Here is a 22285-nt window from a genome sequence, read left to right as displayed (position 1 = left end):
GCCAAAACACCATCTGATGTAACAATATCCCCATGCACCTATTGACGGTCAACAGGATTTTCCCTAGTTATAGGGAGTGTCGTCAGTCAATAAGAAAGGCCGGAGGCCTGTAGCGATAGCACTCCATGCCTATGCCCCACGGAGGGATTATGTTAACTGAACTGGAACAAACCAAGCGCGCATTGGCAGGAAAACACCGGGCTATCGATGACTGGCTGGATGCCAGGCAGGCTCTGCTGGTCGAATACATGCGGCTCGCCGGGCTGACGCCCGCCCGCACCAAGCAACGCTCACTCCCTGGCCATGTCGAGCTGCAGCGTTTCTGTGAACAGCTGGTCGATTACGTCAGCGCCGGTCACTTCGAGATCTACAACCATGTGGTCACCGCCTTCGAAAAAGCCAGCGGCGACAAACTCGAGCTCGCCAAACGCATCTACCCCAATATTCGGGCATGCACCGAATTCGCACTGGAATTCAACGACAAGTACAGCAACGCAGATGAGGCTCAGTTGCTGCTGCTGGACGAAGACCTGAATCAACTCGGCCCGGTGCTGGAGGATCGCTTCAAACAGGAGGACCGGCTGGTCAAGGCGTTGCAAGTGGTAGAGTCACTCAGCACCCAACAGGTTTGATATCCAATTTCGGAGCCAGTTCAAGATCCTGATGCGCAAGGTGCATTACACTCTATGTCATGACCTTTAGCGCCAAACCCTATTGCTGACAGGAGATGAGAATGTCCGAGCGTCGCCGTTTTTCACGGATCCTTTACTTGACCATGGCCGACCTCGTCCAGGGCGATAAGAAATGGCGGACCCAGCTGGTGGATATATCCCTGCAGGGCGCGCTCTTGATCCGGCCCGATGACTGGGAAAGCCACGACAACAAAGAGTATTCACTCAGCTTCGTGCTGAGCGGCAGCGACATCGAGATCAAGATGCAGGTCGAGCTAACCCATGAGGCCAGCAAGAAGCTGGGATTCTACTGCCACCATATCGACATCGACAGCGCGACCCACCTCAAGCGGATGGTAGAGCTCAACGTCGGAGATGAAGAGCTGCTCCACCGTGAACTGGAGCAACTGCTGAACGAGCATCTGGAACACCCCCACCCCTGAGGGGCCCTCCAGAGGCAATAAAAAAGAGCGCCGATGGCGCTCTTTTTTATTGCCGAGATTTATTGCCGAGATCGGTTAAATCCAGGTTTTGGAACGCCGCTGCGTCAATGACTACAAGGCTTCCAGCGCGTCGGCCAGCTTTTTCACCGGCACCACTTCCATTCCCTCTATGGGGTGCTTGGGCGCATTGGCGTGAGGTACTATGGCGCGGCGGAAGCCATGCTTGGCCGCCTCCTGCAATCGTTCCTGACCGGACGGCACGGGCCGGATCTCACCGGAGAGGCCCACTTCACCAAACACCACCAGATCCTTGGGCAGGGCCTGATCTCTGAAGCTGGAAACCATGGCCAGCAACAGAGCCAGGTCCGCACTGGTCTCTTCAACCTTGACGCCCCCCACAACGTTGATGAAGACATCCTGATCCGCCATCTGCAAGCCGCCGTGACGATGCAATACCGCCAGCAGCATGGCGAGGCGGTTGTGGTCCATCCCCACGGCCACCCGACGCGGGTTGGAGAGCTGGGAGTAGTCCACCAGCGCCTGCAGCTCCACCAGCAGCGGCCGGGTGCCCTCCCAGATCACCATGACGATGGAGCCGGGAGCCTGTTCCTCACCCCGACTGAGGAAGATGGCGGAGGGGTTGCTCACCTCTCGCATGCCTTGCCCCGTCATGGCGAACACGCCGAGTTCGTTGACGGCACCGAAGCGGTTCTTGTGGGAGCGCAGGGTGCGAAAACGCGAATCATTGGCCCCATCCAGCAATACCGAGCAGTCGACACAGTGCTCCAGCACCTTGGGACCCGCCAGGGTGCCATCCTTGGTCACATGGCCCACCATGAAGATGGCGACGTGATTCTGCTTGGCGTAACGGGTCAACAGGGCCGCGGCCTCCCGCACCTGGGAGACGGAACCGGGAGATGACTGCACATCCGCCACATGCATCACCTGGATGGAGTCGATGACCATGATCTGCGGCTGCTCCTGCTGCGCTATGATGCAGATCTGCTCGACACTGGTCTCCGACAGCATGCGCAGCTTGTCGGTAGGCAGCCCCAGCCGGCCGGCACGCATCGCCACCTGCTGCAGCGACTCTTCCCCCGTGACATAGAGGGTCTTCATCCGCTCGGCCAGACCACACATGGTCTGCAGCAGCAGGGTAGACTTGCCCGCCCCCGGATTGCCGCCAATCAGAATGGCCGAACCCGGCACAACACCGCCGCCGAGCACCCGATCCAGCTCCTTGAAGCCGGAGGAAAAGCGCGGGATCTCTGTGGTGGCGATCTCCGCCAGCGTCTGGACCTGACTGCCGATGGCGCCGGCGTAGCCGGTGTAGCGGGCATTTTTGCCCGGCGTCACCGAGCCAAGACGCACCTCGGTGATGGTGTTCCACTCCTTGCATTCGCCGCACTGGCCTTGCCAGCGTGTGAAGTCGGCACCACATTCGGTACAAACATAGGCAGTTTTATTTTTGGCCATGGATAACTCGGGGACAGGATGAATTCCTGCTTGATATACTTGTTTGCGACCGACAGATCAAACCCAGAATCGGAAAAGTGACTTTCCGTGGCAGGAACACATGGATTCAGAACAACAACAGCACCTGATTGAACAGCTCATTCCTCTGCTCAGAGAAAAAGATTTTGATGACATCTTCAATCGCCTGACGCAGGACGAAAACAGCAACAGCCGTTTCCTGATCAAGATGGAGATAAAACGCAAATGCACCCCCTGCCGGCGGGTCATCGACATGCGCGACGAGCTGGGCGAGGAGTGCCAGGTCCATGAGTTTGAAGGGGTCACCCACTTCATGCCGGCCGAGGCCATAGGTCTGTTCCAGTCCCAGTGCTATCTGTACCGGGATGTCTACACCCTGGGTGTCAACGAAGCGCTACAATATTGGCAGAAACACCACCAGAGCAAGGGTGATGGTCCCTTGTTGCCCCCTGCCAGCCCGTTTCGCCAATACGATGTCAATCCCATTCCCTTCGCCAGCTACTATGGCCGGCGTCAGGAGCGGATGCACTTCAGCTCTCCCGTTCTCATCAAATTTGCCGACGGCGACAAACTGTTTGCCAAGAGCTCGGATCTCTCCCTCGGCGGGATCCGGGTCTCGGTTCCCTATCTGCCCAACTATCAGACGGGTGCCCAGGTCGAAGTCTTCTTTACCGGGCTGGAGCGGGACCATCCCAACCCCATATTGCACCACTCGGTCAGCTATCAGATCCTGGGTGAGGAGAGCAAGGAGGGAAAGTACTGGCTGCGACTGATCAAAACCGGCGAGCACACCAGCTTTGACCGCTTCCTGGCCGAGTTCATCGAGAACAACAAGAACCGCTATCGGGTCAGCGTCGACTATCTGCTGTCTGCCGCCATCATCAAGGGCTACGAGCAGTTCTACCTGCCACGCATGACCGGCATGCCGCTGTTCTTCGGCTCGGGAGACAGCCCCAGCCTGGAGATAGCCCTGCGTACCGAGAACAATCAGCACATCCTCGAATACTGGCGCGATGCCAAGAACCGAGACATGCTCGCCAGCCTGTTCTCGGCGGCCCGTATGCAATCCCTGCTGCCGGCCCCGGGCACCCTGCGGGAGACCCTGATCTACTGCTTCACTCATTCGGTGCGCAGCCACCTCTACTTTTTCTCCGCCACCCGGGAAGAGTTGCAACAGAGCGGCCTGATGTCTCTCTTCTTCCAGGTCGGTGCCCGCCGCCCCAGCTGGCGCGTATACAAGTTCAGCCTGGAGCGCTGCGATCTGCACGAGGCCGATCTCGCCAGCCAGCAGAGCCAGGACAGCCCCCAGTTGCAAGACATGCTGCTGCAGGAGCGGCTCCGGCAGATAAACTACGTCGGCCTGCTGCAAGATATCGGCCTCGACAGCCAGCGGGAAGAGTTTCACTACGACGCCAGCGTGCAGCACAATGCCAACGATCTGCAACGCTTCGGCCATGATCTCGGGGCTGCGCCCTTCGAGATAGAGACGCTGCATTATGTGCAGTTGCGCAAAGAGGCACGCTACATCCACAAGACGGCCGTGGCCATCAAACACAACGGGCGGGCTTGGCTTGGCTGGACCCGCGACATCTCGGCCCACGGCATGCAAATAGAGCTGGAAGAGGCGTTCGAGGGAGAGAAGGATGACATAGTCACCCTGGCCCTGCCCCGCCTGCAGGAGCTCTCCAAGAGCATGGATCTGCAACGCCTCCCCTACCGGCTGGTCAGCATCAACCTGACCCGGACCGTACTGCATCTGTGTATCGAGGGGGATCCTGAGCGCCACACCGGCCGCCAGTTCTTCAGCCTGCTGATCGAGAGCAACCAGAACAAGCTCAAGGCGGCGCAGGAGCAGCGTCGTTATCGCGGCATGGCCAGGGCACTGCGCAACATCTACACCCACCATATCTTCAGCACTCCCGTCTACATCAACAAGCTGAAGGGCGCGCCCAAGCCGGCTTCGGTCGGCCATGCCCCGCAGGATCGCAGCCTGTCACGCCTGTTGCGGGCCTGCGCCGAGCAGGGGAATCAGGACAACCTCTATCCCCTGTTCCATGGGGATCTGCTCAAGCAGCTGATCATGAATCCACTGCGCGCCATCGAACGGGAAGACAAGCCGCAGGAGGAAGAGGTCTACATCGCCAGTCTGCACACGCCGGCCGGCCTGCCCGTCTTCTCCAGCCGGCTGGCCAGCAGTTTCCAGGACATGGCGGAAAAGCGCAGCTTCATCGAGCTGGCACTGCGTCAGGGGGAGTTTTATTCGGTACTGGTCGGCATCTCTCGCACCGGCCGACCCGATACCAACTTCATCGCCAACGAGCTGGATTACATCGCCAAGTTCGCCATCCACAAGGCCAAGAAGCTGGAGGAGGAGCTGTGGAGCGTGGTAGGGGTGGGCGAGCTGACCGATACCAGTCAGGCCACCCTGTTCCGGCTCGGCATCACCCCGCCCATCAACTGAGCGGCGACTCATACCAACGCTCCTGCTCAAGCGCGGATGACGGCCTGGCAAATCAGCAAGAAAATAATGGCGGGCCACGGGCCCGCCATTATTTTTATCCCTATATCAGCACATCAGGATAACGACCAGCTCCCGCCAGCCTTGTCTCCATCACGCCGCCTGCGGGTCGAGCAGCCACGCGAGGATCTGCGGGAAATGATCCTCCTGTGCCTGTGGCGCCGTCAGCATGTTGATGTGATCGTAATCGAGCCGGTTGCCGTTGTCCTTGCCAAGCCGGGTGTGACGTGTGGCGGACCCCATCTCGGCACTGAAGCGGCGCACGTCGGTCGGGTGCCCCAACACCTTGTCAGCCTTGGCTGAAATCATCCAGAGCGGCGGCCAGTTGACCCGCGCCGCGGCTTCGTCATAGGAAAAGCCGTCGTACGGGTCCTTCCAGGGACCGCATTTGACCCAGGGAATCGTCTCCTGCAAGTAGCGCAGCGGTTCGTCATCCGCCCCCATCTTCAGACGGCGGGCCGCCAGAAAACCGCTGCGACGGGCCAGCCAGGGCGCCAGTCGATTCCAGATGAGGTCCACCTTCAACCAGCGCTCGGGGTTTTGTACCGATACCCCGCGCTTGGTGCCAAAAAACACCAGGCTGGCGATCTGCTCGATCAGCTCAGGAAAACGCACCAGAGTCGAGGCCATGATGACGCCACCCCAGGAGTGGGCCATCCAGTGCAGCTTGAAACCGCTGTGACGCGCCGCAATCCAGCGGTGCAAAGCGGGCAGATCCTCGGTGATCAACTCATGCTGGCCATGCTCCGACTGCTCGGCGATGGCCGGGGTGCTCAAGCCCCGCCCCCGCAGATCGGCCACATAGACCTGATAACCGTGGTGTGCCAGAAAGCAGGCCAGTCCCTTGCCCGATTCGGTATAAAAGATGCGGCCATTCTCGATGGCGCCGTGCACCATCAGGATTGGCTCGCCATGTACCGCCACCCGCGGCTGTATGTGACGCACATGCAGTTGATGTGCGCCACAGGGGATAAACAGGGATTGCTGTAACAGTTCCATCTCGATGTGACGTCCTCCGTGACGTGGGGTCAGTTGTGCGCGGCTAATCAGGGATCAGTTGCGATCCCAGCGGCGATCGCGACAGGCAAGAGCCCCCAGCAGGCAGATCACCCCTTCCAGGTCATGATGGTTTAGGGTGGCCGCAGCCTGGGCCCGCACCAGCGGTTTGGCGTGAATGGCGATACCGAGTCCGGCCACCCCCATCATCTTGAGATCATTGGCGCCATCGCCAATGGCCACTGTCTGGGCAGGACGAATACCGAACTCTGTCGCCAGCTGTTGCAGCACTTCTGCCTTGACGCTGGCATCGACTATGCGCCCGCTCACCTGACCGGTCAGCTGTGCCCCCTCGATTGCCAGCTCGTTGGCGAAGATGGCATCCAGCCCGAGTGCCTGCTGCAACTCACCGGCGAAACGGGTGAAACCGCCCGAGGCGATCGCCACCTTCCAGCCCGACTGCTTGAGGGTATCGACCATCAATTGCAGGCCCGGCATCCAGGGCATCTGGGCCGCCACCTCGTCGAGAATGGTGACCGGCGCCCCCGCCAGCAGGGCGACCCGATTGCGCAGGCTGTCGGAAAACTCCAGCTTGCCCTGCATGGCCGCGGCCGTCACGGCGGCCACCTGCTCGCCCACACCCGCCAGGCGGGCGATCTCATCGATGCACTCGATCTGGATGGCAGTGGAGTCCATGTCCATCACCAGCAAGCCGGGCTCGCTCAGGGTCGGCAGCGCGGATAGATGACAGATGTCGATGTCCCACTCCTCGGCCTTGAGCAACTGCACCAGCTCGGGGGAGAACCTGTCCGTTCCCAACAACAGCAAGGGTACCCCGGCCGGGCTGCTCGGCGGATAGAGCTGGGCCTGCATATCCTGCGCGGCCAGCGACTCGGCCAGGCGCGCCAGATGGCAGGCGGCAAGGGGCTTGCCAAACAGCACCAGCCAGGCGCCGTCCAGCGGTTTGGCGACGGGCAGCAGCGCCTGCGGCGTCAATTGCCACCAGGGGGCACTGGGCAGGCACTCTGGCCACTCGGACAAGGCAGCGGGTAATTGGGACAACAGCATAGAGATAGAGCCTTCCTTGGTGATCATGGGGTTAACAAAGCTGGCCCAGAGTAGCGTATTGCTTTTTGTACAGGCAAGCGCCAAGATCCCGCCACCGCTCGTCGTCAGGAGGTTCAACGCTTGCGTCATCTTCCCATCAAACGTGTTCTCAGTCTGGGTGCCGGCATCTTGCTCGGCCTCTGGGTGCTCGGAGTGCTCATCCATATGCAGGGCGAGAGCCAGGCCTCGCTGCACAGCGAGGCGCGCAACCGTGCCCAGGCGCTGGTCGCCTATGCCGCCCGCGACATGAAGCGCTGGATCAAGGAGGACAAGAACAGTGAGCTGGAACGGCTGGCCCAGGATCTGGCCGCCGAGCCCGAGATCCTCGATGCGACCCTCTACGATGCCCGTGGCATCCCCCTCGCCCAATCGGATGCCGCCGTACCACTGGACAGCCTGCTGCCCATCGGCGACAACAATAAATCGGTACCAGAGCAGGGCAAGGGCCGCATCCAGTTTGTGCAGGAGATCCTGGATGGGGAGCAAACCATTGGCTACCTGCGCATCACCCTGGAAGAGCAGCAACTGCTGGCGGACAAGGACACCCGACTCAAGGTGATACAGGAGAAACAGCGGCTGATGCTGCTGGTGGCGCTGCTGGCCGGTCTGCTTATCTCCTATGGTGTACGCCGCAACTACATGCGGGTGCGCAAACACAAGAAGAAGAGTCCGCCCTCATCGGGTGCACCGAGCGCCTGATCCCATAGGCTTCAAGGCCCGGCGCTACGGCCACGAACCATAAAAAAACGGCGACCCTGGGGTCGCCGTTTTGCATGGAGTCTAGGCTGCGGATCAGTCGCCCAGCAGCACGGAATCCAGTGCGATTTCGATCATGTCGTTGAAGGTCAGCTGACGCTCTTCGGAGGTGGTCTGCTCACCGGTACGGATATGGTCGGAGACGGTGCAGATGGTCAGTGCCTTGGCACCGTACTCTGCGGCCACGCCGTAGATACCGGCGGCTTCCATCTCGACACCCAGGATGCCGTACTTTTCCATGACGTCGAACATGGAAGGGTCCGGGGTGTAGAACAGGTCGGCGGAGAAGATGTTGCCGACGCGCACGGCAACGCCCTTGTTCTTGGCGGCTTGCACGGCATTGGCAACCAGGCCGAAGTCGGCGATGGCGGCGAAGTCGTGATCCTTGAAGCGCAGACGGTTGACCTTGGAATCGGTGCAGGCACCCATGCCGATCACCACGTCGCGCAGTTTCACGTCTTCACGCACGGCGCCACAGGAGCCCACGCGGATCAGGGTCTTCACACCGTAATCGGTGATCAGCTCTTTGGCATAGATGGAGCAGGACGGGATGCCCATGCCGTGACCCATGACGGAGATGCGACGGCCCTTGTAGGTACCGGTGAAGCCGAGCATGCTGCGCACGTCGCACACCTGCTCGACGTTCTCCAGGAAGGTTTCGGCGATGTACTTGGCGCGCAGGGGGTCGCCCGGCATCAGCACTGTATCAGCAAAGGCGCCATCTTTCGCATTGATATGAGGAGTTGCCATTCTCTTGATTCCTTCACACTAGGTTGAGTTTTATTGTCTTTATTGGTTGCCCGCCACCGAGGTGACGGGCGGGTAAATTACAGGAGGCGAGTGCCGCACTGCAACCTGGGCAGGCCCTGCAGCATAGACCGCAAGGCGCCACCCAAAATCGGCCTTACAGGAAGCTGGTACCGTATTGCAGCTTGGGCAGACCGTGGTACGCCGCTATGCTCTGGCCTATGTCGGCAAAGGTCTCGCGACGACCGACGGAACCGGCCTTGACCGGCTTGCCGAAGAACAGCACCGGAATATATTCACGGGTGTGATCGGTACCGTTCCAGGTCGGATCGCAGCCGTGGTCGGCGGTCAGCACCACCACATCGCCATCTTGCAGTATCTCGAACAGCTCCGGCAGACGGGAGTCGAAATACTCCAGTGCATCGGCGTAGCCTTTCACGTCACGACGGTGACCGTAGGAGGAGTCGAAGTCCACGAAGTTGGTGAAGACGATGGTGTTGTCACCGGCTGCTTTCACCTCTTCCAGGGTGCGATCCCACAGCTCGGTCAGGCCGGTGCCCTTCACCTGCTTGGTGATGCCCTGGTTGGCATAGATGTCGGCGATCTTGCCGATGGAGACCACCTGGCCACCCGCTTCTTTCATGTAATCCAGCACGGTCGGTGCCGGCGGCAGCACGGAGTAGTCGTGACGGTTGCCGGTACGCTTGAAGTTGCCCTTGCCGCTGCCCACGAACGGACGGGCGATGACCCGGCCTATGTTGTAGGGCTCCAGCAGCTCGCGCACTATGTGGCACAGCTCATAGAGTTTCTCGAGACCGTAGGTCTCTTCGTGACAGGCGATCTGGAACACTGAGTCGGCAGAGGTGTAGAGGATCGGCTTGCCGGTACGCATGTGCTCTTCGCCCAGATCATCCAGCACCTGGGTGCCGGAGGCGTGGCAGTTGCCGAGGTAACCAGACAGACCCGCCTTCTCGACGATGGAGTTCAGCAGCTCTTGCGGGAAGCTGTTGTGGTGATCGGTGAAGTAACCCCACTCGAACAGCACGGGCACGCCTGCGATCTCCCAGTGGCCGGACGGGGTGTCCTTGCCGGAGGAGAGCTCCTGGGCGAAACCGTAGGCACCGACCACCTCGATATCCTTCTTCAAGCCTGCCGGGAAGTAGCCGGAGGCCAGCTCACCGGCATGGCCCAAACCCAGCTTGTTCAGGTTTGGCAGATTGAGGGCGCCACGGCCTTCAATCTCACCGGCGGCACAGGCCTTGGCGATATGGCCAAGGGTGTTGGCGCCCACATCTCCGAACTTGTCGGCATCGGCGGCGGCGCCAATACCGAAAGAGTCCATCATCAGAATAAAGGTACGTTTCATGGGACTTCCCCTTGTTACAAATCAGCCAGACCGATGCGACGGTAGACCTCAGGCAGGGCCTGGGGTTGAGTGTCACCGATCTTGACAGCCGCCTGCACCATGCTGGCAGCCTGAGCAAATTGCTCTTCGGTTTGAGCGTGGATCAGGGCAATCGGCTTGTCAGCATCGACGCTCTGGCCCAGGCGGATAAAGTCGGTCAGACCGACGGCGTAATCGAGTTTGTCACCGGCTGCGCGACGACCGCCACCCATGGCGACCACGGCCAGACCCAGCTCCCGGGTATCCATGGCCGTCACGAAGCCGGCATTGGCCGCATACACGGGGCGCACAATAGCAGCCTTGGGCAGATGACTATCATAACGTTCCATGAAGTCGGACGGACCGCCGAGGCCGGTCACCATGCGACCGAAGATCTCGGCCGCCTTGCCGTTGTCGAGCACGGCCTGCAGCTTGCGACGGGCATCGGCATCGTCGCTGGCCAGATGGGCGGAGATCAGCATCTCGGCGCACAGGGCCATGGTAACTTCGTGAATGCGCGGGTTGCGGTATTCACCTGTCAGGTAGCGCACGGCTTCGCGTACTTCCACGGCGTTGCCAGCGCTGGAGGCCAGCACCTGGTTCATGTCGGTCAGCAGGGCCGAGGTGCGGCAACCGGCACCGTTGGCCACGGCGACTATGCTCTTCGCCAGTTCCTCAGATGCCTCAAACGTCGGCATAAAGGCGCCCGAACCGACTTTCACATCCATCACCAGGGCTTCCAGCCCGGAGGCGAGTTTCTTGGAGAGGATGGAGCCGGTGATCATGGCGATGGATTCGACGGTGGCCGTGATGTCGCGCACCGCATAGATGCGCTTGTCGGCCGGGGCGAGATCACCGGTCTGGCCTATGATGGCGACACCCGCCTCTTTCACCACTTTCAGGAAAAGATCGTTGTCGACCGAGGTCTGGTAGCCGGGGATGGCATCCAGCTTGTCCAGGGTGCCGCCGGTGTGACCCAGGCCACGACCGGAGATCATGGGCACGAAGCCACCGCAGGCGGCGACCATGGGGCCCAGCATCAGGGAGACTACGTCACCCACGCCACCGGTGGAGTGCTTGTCGACGATGGGGCCACCCAGATTGAGGTGATCCCAGTTCAATACCATGCCGGAGTCGCGCATGGCGCAGGTCAGGGCAACCCGCTCATCCATGGTCATGTCTTTGAAGTAGACCGCCATCGCCAGTGCCGCAATCTGGCCCTCGCCTATGGTGTTGTTGGTAATGCCCTGAACGAAGAATTGAATCTCTTGGGTACTGAGCGCTTCACCGTTGCGCTTCTTTCGAATAATTTCTTGAGGCAAAAACATCTTTCATTCCCTCCGCCATTGCTGGCGTCACATAAGCCGTTATCCCTGCCCGCGCGCCGTCTGGCGGGGGCATAACAGGGCGAGCCACGCTCGCCCTCTCATCAACTTAGTAACCGCTGGTGTTGGCAGGCTTGTCGCCATGCCCCAGCGTGGCCAGCAGGCTGGCCAACAGGCTGGATGCACCAAAGCGGAAGGTGCGGGCGGATACCCAGTCCTTGCCCAGGATCTCTTCGGCCATGGCCAGGTACTGACCCGCCACGGCGGCATCTTTCACGCCACCGGCCGGCTTGAAGCCGACTTTCGGGTTCTTGGCCTTGATCACTTCCATCATGATGCGGGCCGCTTCCGGGGTCGCATTGACCGGCACCTTGCCGGTGGAGGTCTTGATGAAATCGGCACCGGCGTCGATGGAGATCTCGGAGGCGCGACGGATCAGCGCCTCTTCTTTCAGTTCACCTGTCTCGATGATCACTTTCAGCAGCGCCTTGTCACCACAGGCCTCCTTACAAGCTTTGACCAAGCTGAAGCCAACCTGTTCATTGCCAGCCATGAAGGCGCGGTACGGGAACACCACGTCCACTTCGTCGGCGCCGTAAGCCACGGCGGCACGGGTCTCGGCCACGGCGATCTCGATGTCGTCGTTGCCATGGGGGAAGTTGGTCACGGTGGCGATGCGCACGTCGGCGGCGCCGATCTCACGCAGTGTCTTGCGCGCTATGGGGATGAAACGGGGATAGATGCAGACGGCAGCGGTCAGGCCGGCCGGAGACTTGGCCTTGCGGCACAGGTCGATGACCTTCTGATCGGTGTCATCATCATTCAGGGTGGTCAGGTCCATCAGGTTCAGGGCGCGTTGGGCGGCCAGTTTCAGATCAGTCATTCTGTTCTCCAAAGTCTCGATTTGATCCTGCTTCCAGGGGCGAGCGCCTGCTTGTCGCAACGCAACCAGCAAGACACGACTCCCAAGGATACGGGAATGGAATTACAGCGCGCATGCACAGGCAATATGGCTGTAAATAAGGCAAGAGCCCTGTCACTTTCTTACAAAAGTGCGGACTTGGTTCCATGAAGACTTGAGAAAGGCCGACAACTGCTGACCCGACTTCCCAATCAATTCCATTTGACCGCCAACACCCGATTTGATCGGGCATTAGTCAATGCCAGCACCCTGCTGGCAATGCCTATTTCAGCCGAGATACCCCGTGTTTGCAAGCCGGATTTGCCAATTTCAGAGGTACCTCACATCTGGCAAATCCGGTACTGAAAAGTGCGTTAAGAGAAGAAGCGTGTGAGTATCCAGGAGTACGCCAGCCCCCCCAGATAGACCCCGACTATCCCCATTACCCCGGACAGTACGGGTGGGGCCGGGATCGGCAATTTGAGGAAAGAAAACAACAAGCCAACGATAAAGCCGGCCGCCATCGCCAGTAGCACTTCATTCATATAACCTCCGATTTGACTCATTTTATTATTAGTTTAGAAAGGAAAACGGTTGTCACCGCTCCAAACGCGAACGCCACAGCTTTTCGCTGTGGCGTTCGTCTTTACCTGAGTATCAGGCAAATATTACATGGCTGTCAGTGCCAGGAAGAAGCCTGCGATGGTGGCAGACATCAGGTTGGACAGAGAGCCGGCCAGTACGGCCTTCAAACCAAATTTGGCAATGGTGCCGCGACGGTTTGGTGCCATCGAGCCCAGACCACCCAGCAGGATGGCAACGGAGGACAGGTTGGCAAAGCCGCACAGGGCGAAGGAGATGATGGCCTTGGTGTGCTCGGACATGGCCACGCCGTTGATCAGCACTTCATCCTTCAGATAAGGGGCAAAGTTCAGGTAAGCCACGAACTCGTTCACCACCAGCTTCTGGCCGATGAAGGAACCGGCCACCACGGCCTCGCTCCAGGGTACACCGATCAGGAAGGCCAGCGGGGAGAACAACCAGCCCAGCAGCAGTTCCAGGGAGAGCTGCGGATAACCGAACCAGCCACCCACACCGGCGAAGATGCCGTTGATCATGGCGATCAGGCCGATGAAGGCCAGCAGCATGGCACCCACGTTCAGGGCCAGTTGCAGACCGGCGGAGGCACCGGCGGCGGCGGCATCGATCACGTTGGCAGGCTTGTCTTCCAGATCGCCATCGGCATTGTTTTCGTCATAGTTGGGGGTCTCGGTTTCCGGTACCAGCAACTTGGCGAACAACAGACCACCCGGGGCAGCCATGAAGGAGGCGGCGATCAGGTATTCCATCTTGACGCCCATGGAGGCATAACCGGCCAGCACGGAACCGGCGACGGAAGCCAGACCACCACACATGACGGCGAACAGCTCGGAGTCAGTCATCTTGGAGATGAAGGGACGCACCACCAGCGGGGCTTCGGTCTGACCGACGAAGATGTTGGCCGTGGCAGAGAGGGATTCGGTACGGGACGTGCCCAGTACTTTTTGCAGGCCACCACCCAGCAGCTTGATTACCCACTGCATGATGCCCAGATAATAGAGAACCGCGATCAGAGAGGAGAAGAAGATGATGACGGGCAGAACGCGGAAGGCAAAAATAAAGCCGCCGCCGCCGAACACTTCAAACATCTTGTTGCTGACCAGACCACCGAACAGGAATTCGATACCGTTTTGACCATAACCGATGACGCTGGAAACGGCATCGGATACACCCACCAGAATATCTCGGCCAACCGGGACGTACAGCACGAATGCACCCAGTCCAGCTTGAATTGCAAAGGCACCGGCTACGGTGCGAATTTTTATTGCTTTGCGATTACTGGAGAACAGCACCGCGATAAGGATGAGTGTTGCCATCCCTACCAGACCCATAATCAAATTCATTATTAACACTTCCTCTTTAGTAGCACCTTCCAGCTTGTTAACAACTTGTATCTCAAAGCCATCAATCAAGGGTGCGCATTATACTAATTACGGTGCGACAAAGTAGAATGCTGGTCACATTTTATAAGCATGAAATACGCTAGAGGTCGTCAAATTAGACCGCAAACGATTTTTACTCGCCCCATTTTTTATCATGATGCTATCAAGAGTTAATCAGGTGTTAATTTCAGAGTGTCCGAGCGGGAAAGTGTGAAAAGTAGATTCATGTAACACCGCGACAACATGACTCAAGGGCTGTTGCCGCAATTCGGCCAAGAGTTGCGCAATCTTCGGCAAGTTGGCGGGGGTATTCGGAATGCCCTGCTGACCCTGCAACGGCATGTCGGGCGCATCCGTTTCCAGCAGCAGAGCCTCCAGCGGCATGTCGCGGATCGCCTCCCGGGTCTTGTTGGCCCGCTCATAGCTGATGACGCCACCGATCCCCAGCCGAAACCCAAGCTGCCAGAACGCCCGCGCCTGTTGCAACGAACCGCTGAAGGCGTGGATGACGCCCCCCTTTGCCGGTTTGAAGCGGCGCAGGATTTTGGCAACCGTGTCGTTGGCCCGCACCGAATGGACTATCAGTGGCAGCTCATGCTCCATGGCCAGTCTGATCTGCGCCTCGAACCAGGCAAGCTGTCCCTCCTGCGGCACCTGGCTGCGCAGATCCAGCCCGCACTCCCCGACCGCCACCAAGCCACGGGGCCGGGCAGCCAATAACGCCTGCAATCGCGTCAGTGTTCCCTGGGTCTGGGTGCCCACATACCAGGGGTGAATGCCTAGCCCGTAGGTGATTCCCGGGTACTGCTCCGCCAGCGCCATCACGCGAGTCCAGTTTTCCTCTCCCACGGCGGGGATGATATACTCGCCCACCCCCAACTGCCGGCACTCGGCCAGCAGCGCCGCCCGGTCTGGATCGAAGACGGGAAAATCGAGATGGCAATGGGTGTCGATCAGTTGCATGTCGCTTTCACCTGTTTGTCGTACTTGATGGGTCTACTCAATAATGAAACGCTCAAATCATGGCTTTACCCTGATAGAACTGGTGATGGTCATCATAGTGCTGGGGATTCTGGCCGTAACGGCAATGCCCCGCTTCATCAATATCAAGGATGATGCCCTCAAGAGCACGGTTGCCACCACCGCCGGCAGCTTCGCCAGCGCGGTGCAGCTTGCCCATGCTGGCTGGGCGGTCAAGGCGCAGGATCAGGCACTCTACAATCTGGGCAGCATGGGTCAACGCAACCTCGACATCAACCGTTATGGCTGGCCCGCCGGCACAGACGAGGATCAGGGCCGCAAGGGGATCAATGAGCCCTATGTTCCGGGTCAGGGAGACTACATCTCGGTCAGTAACCAGTCAGACTGCCGCCTGCTGTTTCAGGGGCTGCTGGACAGCAGCTATACCGTCGCCTCGGTCGATCAGGATCCCGAGATCCAGGCCGGAGCCGACTACCTGTCCAGTGAGCAACCCGGCAGCCATATAGATGAAGATGGCGAGCCTCACAGCAACTGCCGCTATACCCTGCGCGACTCCATCGCCCGCTTCCCGGCCAACCCGGATGGATTGAGCTTTGACTACAACAGCGTTACCGGGGCCGTGACGCGCAATTTTGATTGAGTGACGTGGCGTCACCCTCCGACGTCGGCTCTTCCTGCTCATCTTCGTCATAACGCACCGGCGCGCAGCAGCGCCGGTTCTCCGGTGTGAGTCCCCACTCCTGACACCAGCCATCGTAGCGAGCCAACCAGCGTAACAAGATACCTTTCATGGTCTGCACCTCATCCTGTCGTCCCCTTCTATTTCCTACCCCGCTCTCCAAGTCCGATGCCATGGCTCGGCACCTGAATGGCAGGCATAAAAAACGACTCCATTTGGAGTCGTTTTTAACAGAGCCATCTGGCTAATTCAATCGCTGCGGCGCGAGTACCTGTCAGCCCTTTGCAGGCAGGCTCAGGCGGGCGACCGCCTCCACATGCATGGAGTGCGGGAACATGTCGACCGGCTGCACCTCATCCAGCACGAAGCCCTGCTTGACCAGCCAAGCGAGATCGCGGGCCAGAGTCTGCGGGTTGCAGGAGACATAGACCAGACGGCGCGGCGCCATGGCGACCAGGGTCTGCAGCACCGCCTTGTCACAGCCCTTGCGGGGCGGATCCAGCACCACCACGTCGGCGGTCACGCCCTGGGAGTGCAGCTCGGGCATCAGCAGCTCGGCCTTGCCCACGTGGAATTCGGTGTGCTCTATGCCGTTGAGGGCGGCGTTGCGACGGGCATCGCTGATGGCGCTCTCCACCGATTCGATCCCTACCACCTTGGCGGCCTTGCCAGCCAGGAACAGGGAGATGGTGCCGATACCGCAATAGATGTCGAACACAGTCTCGTTGCCGGTCAGCTCGGCATACTCGAGGGCGCTGGAGTAGAGCACATCGGTCTGGGTCGGGTTGTTCTGGAAGAAGGAGAGCGGCGAGATCTCGAACGCGAGTTCGTGGATCTTGTCGCGGATCACCCCTTCCCCCAGCAGCACCCGGTTGGTAGCCCCCAGAATGCGGTTGGTGCGCTCATCGTTGATGTTCTGCACCAGGGTGGTGATGGGCAGATCGCTCAAGCTCGCCAGCAGCTCGGCTTCGAACGGCAGCGTTTCACCCAGGGTCACCAGCACCACCATCAGCTCGCCGCTCTTGAAGCCCTTGCGGGTCATCAGGTTGCGCACACAGCCGGTGTGATCCACTTCGTCATAGGCGGCGATGTCATGCTCGCGCATCCAGTTGCGCACCCGGGCGTTCAGTTCCACATGCAGTGGATCCTGCACGGCACAATCGTCCGCGGTGATGAGATCGTGGGAGTGCTTGCGATAAAAACCAATCTCGGCAGCGGCCTCACAGCCACGCACCGCATATTGCGCCTTGTTGCGATAGGCGAACGGGCTCTCCATGCCGAGGATCGGGTTGACCTTAGTATCACCCAGCCCGACCTGTTCCAGTGCGCTCTGCACCAGTGCCTGCTTGAGCTTGAGCTGGGCCGGGTAGGCCAGCGGGCGCACCTGACAGCCGCCGCACTCTGTGTTGGGGCAGAAATCGGCGACCCGATCGGCAGACGGCTGGAGCAGCTCGGTCACCTTGCCATGCAGATAGTTTGGCTTGACCTCGGTCAGCTCCACCAACGCCTGCTCACCGGGCAGCAGACCCTCGACAAACAGGGGGCGATCGAACAGGCGTCCCTTGCCATCCCCTTTGTCGGTCAGTTCCAGGATCTCGATCTGGTGTTGATGTCCCACTAACGGCATGAGCGGCTCCAAAGGCGTAGAAAATGATGGGGAAAATGGGGCAAGCCCATTAAGGGTGGCAGAGTTTAGCGGAGATCCTGTCAAATTGCAGGCATAAAAGGTGGGGCAAGGCGCACTCCACTTTTGCAGACATAAAAAAGCCGCCGGCATAACCGGCGGCGATCCTGTCAGCAAGTAACCCTACGCTGTTACAGGCTATAGGCTTTTTCACCGTGGGTGGTGACATCCAGCCCTTCCCGCTCCGCATCTTCCTTCACTCGCAGGCCGATGAGCAGATCCACCAGCTTGTAGGCCACGACCGAGACAATCCCGGACCAGAGGATGGTGACCCCGACCCCGATGGCCTGGATCTTGATCTGGGCCAGGATGGAGTAGCCTTCCGCAACCTGGTTGGTGACATAGTCCCACACTCCGGTGCCGCCCAGATCCGGGCTGGCAAAGACGCCGGTCAGCAGGGCACCGAGAATGCCGCACACCCCATGCACGCCAAACACATCCAGGCTGTCATCCGCTCCCAGCAGGCGCTTGAGACCGTGAACCCCCCACAAACCGGCCACGCCGCTGATGAGGCCCATCACCAGGCCACCGCCAACCCCGACGAAACCGGCTGCCGGGGTAATCACCACCAGACCGGAGACGGCGCCGGAGGCAGCACCCAGCAGGGAAGGACGACCCTTCATCACCCACTCGGCCAAGGTCCAGGAGAGCGCAGCCGCCGCCGGTGCCACCCAGGTGTTGATAAAGGCCAGTGCGGCTATGCCGTTGGCTTCCAGTGCGGAGCCGGCGTTGAAACCGAACCAGCCGAACCAGAGCAGGGAGGCCCCTATCATGGTCATGGTGAGACTGTGCGGTGTCATGGGATCACGCCCATAACCCAGACGCTTGCCTACCAGATAGGCCCCCACCAGACCCGCCACGGCGGCATTGATGTGCACCACTGTGCCGCCCGCAAAATCCAGTGCACCATGCTGGAACAGATAACCGGCCGTCGCCGTCGCGGTCGCCGCCGCCTCGGCCGTGGTGTAGGCATCCGGACCCGCCCAGTACCACACCATGTGGGCCAGCGGTATATAGGCGAAGGTGAACCAGATCACCGAGAACAGCAGCACGGCGGCGAACTTGATGCGCTCGGCGAAGGCGCCCACTATCAGGCCGCAGGTGATGGCCGCAAAGGCCCCCTGGAACACCACGTAGATGAACTCGCTGATGCCGACTCCCTTGCTGAAGGTCGCCGCAATGGAGTCAGGAGTGACCCCCTTGAGCAGCGCCTTGCTGAAGGAACCATAGACACTGTTGCCCTCGGTGAAGGCAAGCGAATAACCGTAGAGGATCCACAGCACGCAGATGAGCGAGAACAGGGTGAACACCTGCATCAACACGCTCAGCATGTTCTTGCTGCGCACCAGGCCGCCATAGAACAGGGCCAGTCCCGGAATGGACATCAGGATCACCAGTGCCGCAGACAGCAGCATCCAGCTGTTGTCCCCCTTGTTGATGGTCACAGCGGCAGCGACTGGCGCCGCGGCCTGCACAACGTCGGCCGATGCGGCCACCACCTCTTCAGCCCAGCTGGGGGCGGCCAGCAAGGCGGCAAGCGCCAACAGGCCAGTCATCACGAGTCTCTTGAGCATACAGCCATCTCCTTCCCTGTCGTCCCGGCACCTGTCCGGGTCCATTTCCTGATATGAACATCGAATCCGACAATCCACACAAACTCACACTCAGCACACACTTGCCACTGCCCTGGTCATGCTTCCTTCATCGGGCAGCATCATGGCGACATGATTGCTTTAAAGCATAAAGCGAGCCAACTAAATAAATTGCTTATAATCAATATCTTAATATCAAGTAGGCTGACCAATGCACCAGATTGGATCACAAGGTGCGCCAACCTGAGCAAGCGCGCACCTCTGCTGTGCAGCGCAACCAGCACGCACCGAAATAGAGCAGATCATAAGCCGGAACAGATTGCAGAGCGGTGACGGACACACAGCCGAATGTGGCAGAAACAAGCCACCCAGCATACGAACGATGAGAGTGCTCATGGACAAAGGGATAAAGGGATAAAGGGATAAAGAAGGGAACACCAGGAGGCAGAAAAACAAAAGGCCATCATTGCTGATGGCCTTTTGTCACTTAATCTGATGGTGCCCGGGGTCGGACTCGAACCGACACGATTATTCATCGGCGGATTTTGAATCACAGCAAAGCAGTTACAGGCAAATATTGGCAGTTTTAAACCATTGAATCAAGCGGGTTTGGTCGTCACTGGTTAGTCTTGGTTGCGGTAGGTTTTCGCTAAATTTCGCGCCATAAGGGCTTATCAACAATTGCAAAATGACTAGTGTAGCAAGCTAGGTTTGCACGAAATGTCCTATACCGCCGGATGCCATCCGGCCCTTTTCATCTTAAGGCGCAGGTGTGTTGCCGCAGCGCCTCGCAGCAGGGGCAAGATGCGATCCAGCTCGGGCAATTTCAGCCAGATCCGCCCGTCTTCACCAACCACTAGATGACTCTCACGGTCGATCTGAATCGCCCCGGCTTCTCTAGACACTTTTGAGCCGTTCGAAATATTGCTTTTCACACTCTACTGGCGATAGCCCATTGTTGAAACTGTGCCGACGCTTGGGGTTGTAAAACATTTCAATGTAATCGAACACATCCTGCCGGGTCTCCTCGCGATCCGCATAGGTTTGACGTCGGATTCGCTCGCGTTTGAGGAGCTGGAAGAAACTCTCCGCCACCGCGTTATCATGGCAATTGCCGCGCCTGCTCATGCTGGCCTTGAGCTGGTTTTCCCGCAAAAAATCCTGCCAGTCATAGCTGCTAAACTGGCTCCCTTGGTCGGAATGAACCAGCACTTCTTGTTCGGGTCGCCGTCGCCACACCGCCATCAGTAACGCACTGATGGCCAGCTCTCGGTCGATCCGCGGCCCCATCGACCAACCAATGACGTGTCGTGAGAACAAATCCAATACCACAGCCAGATAGAGCCAGCCTTCATGCGTGCGAATGTAGGTGATGTCCGTTACCCAGACCTTATTGGGCTCGGTCACATCGAACTGGCGTTCCAAATGATTCGGTGCAACCACCGTTGGCCGGCCACCATAATGGCCTGGACGGTGGTGATAGCCGGTTTGTGAACGTAACCCTTCATGTCGCATTAATCGCGCCACCCGGTGCTTGCCACAGGTCTCGCCCATTTCTCGCAGGTCATCCCGGATCTTGCGATAACCATAGACGCCCCCGCTTTCTAGCCAACATTGCTTGATCTGGCCCAGGAGGCGTTGATCCTCCTGTGCTCGGGTAGATAAGGGCTGTCGCTGCCAAGCGTAATAACCGCTCGGGTGGACATTCATCATCCGGCACAGTCTGCGGACAGGATGCGTGGACTCGTGTTCCCGGATGAAGGCGTACCTTAACCTGACAGCTTGGCAAAGTACGCGGCTGTAGATTCAATTGATCAACGCAACAACCATGTGAAAACATGCAGTTGCGGAGGATTGTTGAATGAAACGAACATTTACAGCAAAGGAAAAAGCGTTTGTTTTTGATCTGTGGAAGCGCGGTACTGGCTTCAGTGATATAGCAAAAATCCTGGATTCAAAACCCGGTACAATTTTCACCATGCTGAGGGACACGGGAGGAATCAAACCGACCGAGCGTCGCCGAGCAGTAGCTCACCTGACGCTATCCGAACGTGAGGAGATTCGAGCCGGTCTTTCTTCAAAGATGAGTATCCGTGATATAGCGCGGGCCCTTAACCGCTCTCCATCAACAATATCTCGAGAAGTTCAACGCAACCGTGGCAGGCGCTATTACAAAGCTGTTGATGCCAACAATCGCGCTAACCGCATGGCCAAAAGACCCAAGGCATGCCTTCTGGAACGGAACCCGCGGCTGCGAAAACTGGTGCTGGAAAAACTCGAGTTGAAATGGTCTCCAGAGCAGATATCGGGGTGGGTCAGAAGAACGATGCCCCGCCAAAAAGCGATGCAGATCTCTGCCGAAACAATCTATAAAACGCTGTATTTTCGCAGTCGGAGTGCGCTGCACCACCTGCTTGTCAAACATCTGCGTCGCTCCCACAGCCTGCGCCATGGAAAACGCCATACCCGTAAGGGAGAGAGAGGCACCATCAATATCGTGAACGGCATTTCAATTCATGAGCGCTCCAGGCACATCGATAACCGACGCTCTTTCGGTCACTGGGAAGGGGATTTGGTTTCCGGTACCAAGAACTCTCACATAGCCACACTTGTAGATAGAAAATCGCGCTATACCCTTATTCTCAAGCTAAGTGGAAAAGATGCAGGTTCTGTGAATCAAGCACTTACAGACAAATTCCAAGAGCTTCCACCAACGCTCAGGCAGTCACTGACATGGGATCGCGGCATGGAACTGGCCAAGCATTTGGAGTTTACCGCCAGCACAGGAGTTCAGGTTTACTTCTGCGACCCTCAGAGCCCCTGGCAACGGGGCACGAATGAGAATACCAATGGCCTGATCCGACAGTACTTCCCCAAAAAGACATGTCTTGCCCAGTATACCCAGCAGGAACTGGATCAGATTGCAGCCCAACTAAACAACAGACCGAGGAAAACTCTGAGATTTAAAACGCCAACGGAGATCCTTGAAAAGGGTGTTGCGTTGACAAGTTGAATCTACAGCGGC

18 protein-coding genes and 1 pseudogene are annotated in these 22285 nt (G+C 58.8%); 6 read left to right on the top strand and 13 right to left on the bottom strand.

Annotated features, from left to right (window positions below; all coding sequences use genetic code 11):
* The first annotated feature begins 149 nt into the window (after positions 1-149).
* Together rsd and CK910_RS08670 are read left to right on the top strand one after the other, a co-directional pair.
* Positions 150-632 (top strand): sigma D regulator, encoded by a 483-nt coding sequence (rsd, locus tag CK910_RS08675; RefSeq protein ID WP_098982284.1) that lies wholly within the window; start codon positions 150-152, stop codon positions 630-632.
* 101 nt (positions 633-733) lie between these two features.
* Positions 734-1114 (top strand): PilZ domain-containing protein, encoded by a 381-nt coding sequence (locus tag CK910_RS08670; protein WP_043142420.1) that lies wholly within the window; start codon positions 734-736, stop codon positions 1112-1114.
* A gap of 111 nt (positions 1115-1225) precedes the next feature.
* Here the strand turns inward: CK910_RS08670 and radA are convergent, their stop codons facing one another.
* Positions 1226-2590 carry a DNA repair protein RadA gene (gene radA, locus CK910_RS08665; protein ID WP_043142423.1) on the bottom strand — a complete coding sequence of 455 codons (1365 nt, stop codon included), beginning with the start codon at positions 2588-2590 and terminating at the stop codon, positions 1226-1228.
* A 100-nt stretch (positions 2591-2690) separates the two neighbouring features.
* On the opposite strand from radA, the gene CK910_RS08660 reads away from it, so the two are divergent.
* Positions 2691-5069, top strand: a complete 2379-nt coding sequence (locus CK910_RS08660; protein ID WP_098982281.1) for a PilZ domain-containing protein — start codon at positions 2691-2693, stop codon at positions 5067-5069.
* A gap of 150 nt (positions 5070-5219) precedes the next feature.
* On the opposite strand, the gene CK910_RS08655 is transcribed toward CK910_RS08660, so the two are convergent.
* Together CK910_RS08655 and serB are read right to left on the bottom strand one after the other, a co-directional pair.
* Positions 5220-6125 (bottom strand): alpha/beta hydrolase family protein, encoded by a 906-nt coding sequence (locus tag CK910_RS08655; RefSeq protein WP_098982278.1) that lies wholly within the window; start codon positions 6123-6125, stop codon positions 5220-5222.
* Between the two features lie 54 nt (positions 6126-6179).
* Positions 6180-7190: a phosphoserine phosphatase SerB gene (gene serB / locus CK910_RS08650; RefSeq protein WP_098985045.1), complete on the bottom strand. Its 1011-nt coding sequence runs from the start codon at positions 7188-7190 to the stop codon at positions 6180-6182.
* A 120-nt stretch (positions 7191-7310) separates the two neighbouring features.
* Between serB and CK910_RS08645 the strand changes: the two genes are divergently transcribed.
* Complete coding sequence (locus tag CK910_RS08645; RefSeq protein WP_065402193.1) at positions 7311-7928, top strand: AhpA/YtjB family protein; 618 nt, start codon at positions 7311-7313, stop codon at positions 7926-7928.
* A gap of 93 nt (positions 7929-8021) precedes the next feature.
* On the opposite strand, the gene deoD is transcribed toward CK910_RS08645, so the two are convergent.
* From deoD to CK910_RS08610, 7 genes are all read right to left on the bottom strand, one after another.
* Positions 8022-8735: a purine-nucleoside phosphorylase gene (gene deoD, locus CK910_RS08640; protein WP_043139789.1), complete on the bottom strand. Its 714-nt coding sequence runs from the start codon at positions 8733-8735 to the stop codon at positions 8022-8024.
* A gap of 154 nt (positions 8736-8889) precedes the next feature.
* Positions 8890-10098: a phosphopentomutase gene (locus CK910_RS08635; RefSeq protein ID WP_098982276.1), complete on the bottom strand. Its 1209-nt coding sequence runs from the start codon at positions 10096-10098 to the stop codon at positions 8890-8892.
* Positions 10099-10112: 14 nt separating this feature from the next.
* Positions 10113-11444: a thymidine phosphorylase gene (gene deoA / locus CK910_RS08630; protein ID WP_098982273.1), complete on the bottom strand. Its 1332-nt coding sequence runs from the start codon at positions 11442-11444 to the stop codon at positions 10113-10115.
* A gap of 106 nt (positions 11445-11550) precedes the next feature.
* The gene (deoC, locus tag CK910_RS08625; protein WP_098982271.1) at positions 11551-12324 is read right to left on the bottom strand and encodes a deoxyribose-phosphate aldolase; all 774 of its coding nucleotides are present in this window, start codon (positions 12322-12324) and stop codon (positions 11551-11553) included.
* A 392-nt stretch (positions 12325-12716) separates the two neighbouring features.
* Positions 12717-12887: a XapX domain-containing protein gene (locus CK910_RS08620; RefSeq protein WP_005305103.1), complete on the bottom strand. Its 171-nt coding sequence runs from the start codon at positions 12885-12887 to the stop codon at positions 12717-12719.
* A 123-nt stretch (positions 12888-13010) separates the two neighbouring features.
* Positions 13011-14285, bottom strand: coding sequence for a NupC/NupG family nucleoside CNT transporter (locus CK910_RS08615; RefSeq protein WP_043139798.1), 1275 nt, complete (start codon positions 14283-14285; stop codon positions 13011-13013).
* A 213-nt stretch (positions 14286-14498) separates the two neighbouring features.
* Positions 14499-15287 carry a TatD family hydrolase gene (locus CK910_RS08610; RefSeq protein ID WP_065402197.1) on the bottom strand — a complete coding sequence of 263 codons (789 nt, stop codon included), beginning with the start codon at positions 15285-15287 and terminating at the stop codon, positions 14499-14501.
* A 40-nt stretch (positions 15288-15327) separates the two neighbouring features.
* Between CK910_RS08610 and tppF the strand changes: the two genes are divergently transcribed.
* Positions 15328-15945, top strand: a complete 618-nt coding sequence (tppF, locus tag CK910_RS08605; protein WP_098982268.1) for a type IVa pilus pseudopilin TppF — start codon at positions 15328-15330, stop codon at positions 15943-15945.
* Positions 15946-16258: 313 nt separating this feature from the next.
* Here tppF and rlmD read toward each other — a convergent pair whose 3' ends face one another.
* From rlmD to CK910_RS08585, 3 genes and pseudogenes are all read right to left on the bottom strand, one after another.
* Positions 16259-17611, bottom strand: coding sequence for a 23S rRNA (uracil(1939)-C(5))-methyltransferase RlmD (rlmD, locus tag CK910_RS08595; protein WP_098982265.1), 1353 nt, complete (start codon positions 17609-17611; stop codon positions 16259-16261).
* A 188-nt stretch (positions 17612-17799) separates the two neighbouring features.
* The gene (gene amt / locus CK910_RS08590) at positions 17800-19242 is read right to left on the bottom strand and encodes an ammonium transporter (RefSeq protein ID WP_098982263.1); all 1443 of its coding nucleotides are present in this window, start codon (positions 19240-19242) and stop codon (positions 17800-17802) included.
* A 915-nt stretch (positions 19243-20157) separates the two neighbouring features.
* A pseudogene (locus tag CK910_RS08585) lies at positions 20158-21057 on the bottom strand (IS3 family transposase); the annotation flags it as partial.
* A gap of 64 nt (positions 21058-21121) precedes the next feature.
* Between CK910_RS08585 and CK910_RS08575 the strand changes: the two are divergent.
* Positions 21122-22273 (top strand): IS30 family transposase, encoded by a 1152-nt coding sequence (locus CK910_RS08575; protein ID WP_098982260.1) that lies wholly within the window; start codon positions 21122-21124, stop codon positions 22271-22273.
* The last annotated feature ends 12 nt before the right edge of the window (positions 22274-22285 follow it).

It is taken from the genome of Aeromonas sp. CA23, assembly GCF_002587065.1.
Taxonomy (GTDB): domain Bacteria; phylum Pseudomonadota; class Gammaproteobacteria; order Enterobacterales; family Aeromonadaceae; genus Aeromonas; species Aeromonas bestiarum.
Note: the sequence above shows the minus strand (reverse complement) of the source record. Positions and strands in the feature narration are given on the sequence as shown.

What these genes read in the sequence shown, in the direction of transcription:
- CK910_RS08660 (WP_098982281.1), top strand. Translation starts at nt 2,691, where the DNA reads ATGGATTCAGAACAACAACAGCACCTGATTGAACAGCTCATTCCTCTG.
- rlmD (WP_098982265.1), bottom strand. Translation starts at nt 17,611, where the DNA reads ATGCCGTTAGTGGGACATCAACACCAGATCGAGATCCTGGAACTGACC.
- CK910_RS08610 (WP_065402197.1), bottom strand. Translation starts at nt 15,287, where the DNA reads ATGCAACTGATCGACACCCATTGCCATCTCGATTTTCCCGTCTTCGAT.
- CK910_RS08620 (WP_005305103.1), bottom strand. Translation starts at nt 12,887, where the DNA reads ATGAATGAAGTGCTACTGGCGATGGCGGCCGGCTTTATCGTTGGCTTG.
- radA (WP_043142423.1), bottom strand. Translation starts at nt 2,590, where the DNA reads ATGGCCAAAAATAAAACTGCCTATGTTTGTACCGAATGTGGTGCCGAC.
- CK910_RS08655 (WP_098982278.1), bottom strand. Translation starts at nt 6,125, where the DNA reads ATGGAACTGTTACAGCAATCCCTGTTTATCCCCTGTGGCGCACATCAA.
- serB (WP_098985045.1), bottom strand. Translation starts at nt 7,190, where the DNA reads ATGCTGTTGTCCCAATTACCCGCTGCCTTGTCCGAGTGGCCAGAGTGC.
- amt (WP_098982263.1), bottom strand. Translation starts at nt 19,242, where the DNA reads ATGCTCAAGAGACTCGTGATGACTGGCCTGTTGGCGCTTGCCGCCTTG.
- deoD (WP_043139789.1), bottom strand. Translation starts at nt 8,735, where the DNA reads ATGGCAACTCCTCATATCAATGCGAAAGATGGCGCCTTTGCTGATACA.
- deoC (WP_098982271.1), bottom strand. Translation starts at nt 12,324, where the DNA reads ATGACTGATCTGAAACTGGCCGCCCAACGCGCCCTGAACCTGATGGAC.
- CK910_RS08575 (WP_098982260.1), top strand. Translation starts at nt 21,122, where the DNA reads ATGAAACGAACATTTACAGCAAAGGAAAAAGCGTTTGTTTTTGATCTG.
- deoA (WP_098982273.1), bottom strand. Translation starts at nt 11,444, where the DNA reads ATGTTTTTGCCTCAAGAAATTATTCGAAAGAAGCGCAACGGTGAAGCG.
- CK910_RS08670 (WP_043142420.1), top strand. Translation starts at nt 734, where the DNA reads ATGTCCGAGCGTCGCCGTTTTTCACGGATCCTTTACTTGACCATGGCC.
- CK910_RS08615 (WP_043139798.1), bottom strand. Translation starts at nt 14,285, where the DNA reads ATGAATTTGATTATGGGTCTGGTAGGGATGGCAACACTCATCCTTATC.
- CK910_RS08635 (WP_098982276.1), bottom strand. Translation starts at nt 10,098, where the DNA reads ATGAAACGTACCTTTATTCTGATGATGGACTCTTTCGGTATTGGCGCC.
- rsd (WP_098982284.1), top strand. Translation starts at nt 150, where the DNA reads ATGTTAACTGAACTGGAACAAACCAAGCGCGCATTGGCAGGAAAACAC.